3 protein-coding genes are annotated in these 3,955 nt (G+C 68.7%); all 3 read right to left on the bottom strand.

Going from position 1 to position 3,955, the window contains the following annotated elements:
* Positions 1-238 precede the first annotated feature (238 nt).
* On the bottom strand, positions 239-1,924 hold the full coding sequence (locus IE318_RS37550; protein WP_030177459.1) for a ribonuclease J: 1,686 nt from the start codon (positions 1,922-1,924) through the stop codon (positions 239-241).
* Positions 1,925-2,121: 197 nt separating this feature from the next.
* Complete coding sequence (dapA, locus tag IE318_RS37545) at positions 2,122-3,021, bottom strand: 4-hydroxy-tetrahydrodipicolinate synthase (protein WP_189907398.1); 900 nt, start codon at positions 3,019-3,021, stop codon at positions 2,122-2,124.
* A gap of 227 nt (positions 3,022-3,248) precedes the next feature.
* Positions 3,249-3,955: FAD-dependent thymidylate synthase (gene thyX / locus IE318_RS37540; RefSeq protein ID WP_189907397.1), on the bottom strand; the 707-nt coding region annotated here is incomplete at its 5' end.

Below are 3,955 nucleotides of genomic sequence, written 5' to 3'. Positions count from 1 at the left end.
CCGACTCTATCAGATCTTTCCGACCCGATTTCCTCGGCGCTTTCCAGGTTCCCGCTTCCGCGTTTCCCTTTCCGGCGGCTCCGACTTTATCAGAGATTCTGAGTCGGATTTCCCGCCCCCACCGGGAGCGTCCATCGGAGCGCTCGAGGCGTCCGGGTTCCCGTCCGGGCGGAGCCGTAAACGTACTGGAGCGGGGCGCCTCGATGCAAATCGAGGCGCCCCGCTGCCAGTTCGAGCCTCAGACCTCCACGACGACCGGGAGGATCATCGGCCTGCGCCGGTAGGTGTCCGAGACCCACTTGCCCAGCGTGCGGCGGATGAGCTGCTGGAGTTGGTGGGCGTCGGCGATGCCCTCCTGGGCCGACTTCTCCAGCGAGTCCGCGATCTTGGGGATGACCTCCCCGAAGGCGGAGTCCTCGATGCCGGAGCCGCGGGCCTGGATGTGCGGGCCGCCGGTGACCTTGCCGGTGGTGGAGTCGACCACCACGAAGACCGAGATGATGCCCTCGTCGCCGAGGATCTTGCGGTCCTTCAGGGCGGGCTCGCCGACGTCGCCGACGGAGAGGCCGTCGACGTAGACGTAGCCGGCCTGGACCTTGCCGGAGATCTTGGCCTTGCCCTCGACGAGGTCGACGGTGACGCCGTCCTCGGCGATGACGATCCTGTCGTGCGGCACGCCCGTGAGGGCGCCGAGCTCGGCGTTGGCGCGCAGATGGCGCCACTCGCCGTGGACCGGCATCAGGTTCTTCGGGCGGCAGATGTTGTAGAAGTACAGCAGCTCGCCGGCCGAGGCGTGGCCCGAGACGTGCACCTTGGCGTTGCCCTTGTGGACGACGTTGGCGCCCCAGCGGGTCAGGCCGTTGATCACCCGGTAGACCGCGTTCTCGTTGCCCGGGATGAGCGAGGACGCCAGGATCACCGTGTCGCCCTCGACGATGCGGATCTGGTGGTCCCGGTTGGCCATCCGGGACAGTGCTGCCATCGGCTCGCCCTGCGAGCCCGTGCAGACCAGGACCACCTCGTGGTCGGGCAGGTCGTCGAGCGTCTTGACGTCCACCACCAGGCCCGGCGGGACCTTGAGGTAGCCGAGGTCCCGGGCGATGCCCATGTTGCGGACCATGGAGCGGCCGACGAAGGCGACCCGGCGGCCGTACTCGTGCGCCGCGTCCAGGATCTGCTGGATGCGGTGGACATGGCTGGCGAAGCTCGCCACGATGATCCGCTTGCGGGCGCCGGCGAAGACCTGGCGCAGCACACCTGAGATGTCCCGCTCGTGCGGAGTGAAGCCGGGGACCTCGGCGTTCGTGGAGTCGGTGAGGAGCAGGTCGATGCCCTCCTCGCTCAGCCGTGCGAACGCGTGCAGGTCGGTGAGGCGGTTGTCCAGCGGCAGCTGGTCCATCTTGAAGTCGCCCGTGTGCACCACCATGCCCGCGGGGGTGCGGATGGCGACGGCGAGGGCGTCCGGGATGGAGTGGTTGACGGCGACGAACTCGCAGTCGAAGGGGCCGATGCGCTCGCGGTTCCCTTCCGCCACCTCCAGGGTGTAGGGGCGGATGCGGTGCTCCTGGAGCTTGGCCTCGATCAGGGCCAGGGTCAGCTTGGAGCCGATCAGCGGGATGTCCGGCTTCTCCCGCAGGAGGTAGGGGACCCCGCCGATGTGGTCCTCGTGGCCGTGCGTGAGGACGATGCCCTCGATGTCGTCGAGACGGTCCCGGATGGACGAGAAGTCCGGCAGGATCAGGTCGATTCCGGGCTGCTCCTCCTCGGGGAAGAGCACTCCGCAGTCGACGATCAGCAGGCGGCCGCCGTACTCGAAGACCGTCATGTTGCGGCCGATCTCGCCCAGGCCGCCGAGCGGGGTGACCCGGAGGCCGCCCTCGACGAGCGGCGGGGGCGGGCCGAGTTCAGGATGCGGATGACTCAAAAGACTCTCCTCACCACACACGCCACGTACCGGTGGGCACGTGGCGCGCGTGACGTTCGTGCAGAAGCAGTTGTCGTTGTGGGGTGCAGGCACCGGTGGCCTGCTTATTCAGTTGCCTGTTCGGTTGTGGAGCCCGGTTCCCGGCGGGGTGCCGGGTGGAGCCGGGCGGTGCGAGAGGATCTCGCGAAGTCTCGTTGTCAGAGCTGTACCCCGCCGGCAGCAAGATCGATCTTGAGCTGCTCGGTCTCCTCGGGCGTGAGCTCGACCATGGGCGGTCGCAGCGGTCCGCCGGGCAGGCCCCGCAGGGCGAGCGCGGCCTTGGTGGTCATGACGCCCTGGGTGCGGAACATGCCGGTGTAGACCGGGAGCAGCTTCTGGTGGATCTCGGTGGCCTTCTGGACGTCACCGGAGGTGAAGGCGTCGATGAGGGCGCGCAGGTCGGGGGTGACGACGTGGCCGACGACCGAGACGAAGCCGACCGCGCCCACGGAGAGCAGCGGCAGGTTCAGCATGTCGTCGCCGGAGTACCAGGCGAGGCCGGAGCGGGCGATGGCCCAGCTGGCGCGGCCGAGGTCGCCCTTGGCGTCCTTGTTGGCGACGATCCGCGGGTGCTCGGCGAGGCGGACGATCGTCTCGGTGTTGATCGGGACGCCGCTGCGGCCGGGGATGTCGTAGAGCATGACCGGGAGTCCGGTGGCGTCGGCGATGGCCGTGAAGTGCCGGTACAGGCCCTCCTGCGGGGGCTTGTTGTAGTACGGCGTGACGGTCAGCAGGCCGTGCGCGCCGGCGCGCTCGGCGGCGCGGGCGAGCTCGATGCTGTGGTGGGTGTCGTTGGTGCCGACGCCGGCCACGACGTGGGCGCGGTCTCCGACGGCCTCCTGTACCGCGCGTACGAGGTCCGATTTCTCCGCATCGCTGGTGGTGGGGGACTCGCCGGTGGTCCCGTTGACGACCAGGCCGTCGTTGCCTGCGTCCACCAGGTGGGCGGCGAGCCGCTGCGCGCCGTCGAGGTCGAGTGCGCCGTCCGCCGTGAAGGGCGTGACCATGGCGGTGAGGACCCGCCCGAAGGGGGTCTGCGGAGTCGAGGTCGGAGCCATGGGTAACACGCTACTCGTTGCTCGGTGCGGGGTCTGCCCTAGGGGCAGGCGACAAGTCGTGACAAAGGTGGAGCCCGGCACTGCCTGCTCGGGGGTTCAAGCAGTGCCGGGTCCGTTTGATCAGGCTAGATGAACTTCCACAAAGGCCGCAATACGGACACTTCGCGAGGCTGACCCGTACATCAGTACCTGCGGAAACGCGAGGTCCGGGCGGCTCGGGACACGGGCTACGGGGCGACCCGTCCGTTGGCGTTGAAGGCGGCGTAGGTGAGCGGCATGAGCTTCGCCCACTCGGCCTCCATCCGCTCGCCCACCATTTCGATCTCCCGCTGCGGGAAGGACGGCACCTTGGCCAGCTCGTGCTGGGTGCGCAGGCCGAGGAAGTGCATCAGCGAGCGGGCGTTGCAGGTGGCGTACATCGAGGAGAACAGGCCCACGGGGAGCACCGCGCGGGCGACCTCGCGGGCGACGCCGGCGGCGAGCATCTCCTGGTAGGCCTCGTAGGCCTGCCGGTAGGTGTCCTCCATGACCCGCCCGACCAGCTCCTGCTGGGCCTGGGTGCCCTCGACGAACCTGTACTTCCCGGGGCGGCCCTCCTGGACCAGCTTGCGGGAGGCGTCGGGGACGTAGAAGACCGGCTGGAGCTCGCGGTAGCGCCCGGACTCCTCGTTGTACGACCAGCCGACGCGGTGCCGCATGAACTCGCGGAAGACGAAGATCGGGGCGCTGATGAAGAACGTCATCGAGTTGTGCTCGAAGGGGCTGCCGTGCCGGTCCCGCATCAGGTAGTTGATCAGGCCCTTGGAGCGCTCCGGGTCCTTGTCCAGCTCGTCCAGGGACTGCTCGCCGATGGTCGAGACACGGGCTGCGAACAGCACGTCGGCGTCCGACGCCGTGTGCTTGACCAGCTCGACGGTGACGTCGCTGCGGAAGC

It is taken from the genome of Streptomyces spiralis (genome assembly GCF_014654675.1).
In the GTDB taxonomy this organism is placed as follows: Bacteria; Actinomycetota; Actinomycetes; order Streptomycetales; family Streptomycetaceae; genus Streptomyces; species Streptomyces spiralis.
Note: the sequence above shows the minus strand (reverse complement) of the source record. Positions and strands in the feature narration are given on the sequence as shown.

Bases quoted from the DNA above. Each gene is read 5' to 3' on its own strand.
- dapA (WP_189907398.1), bottom strand. From the start codon at position 3,021: ATGGCTCCGACCTCGACTCCGCAGACCCCCTTCGGGCGGGTCCTCACC.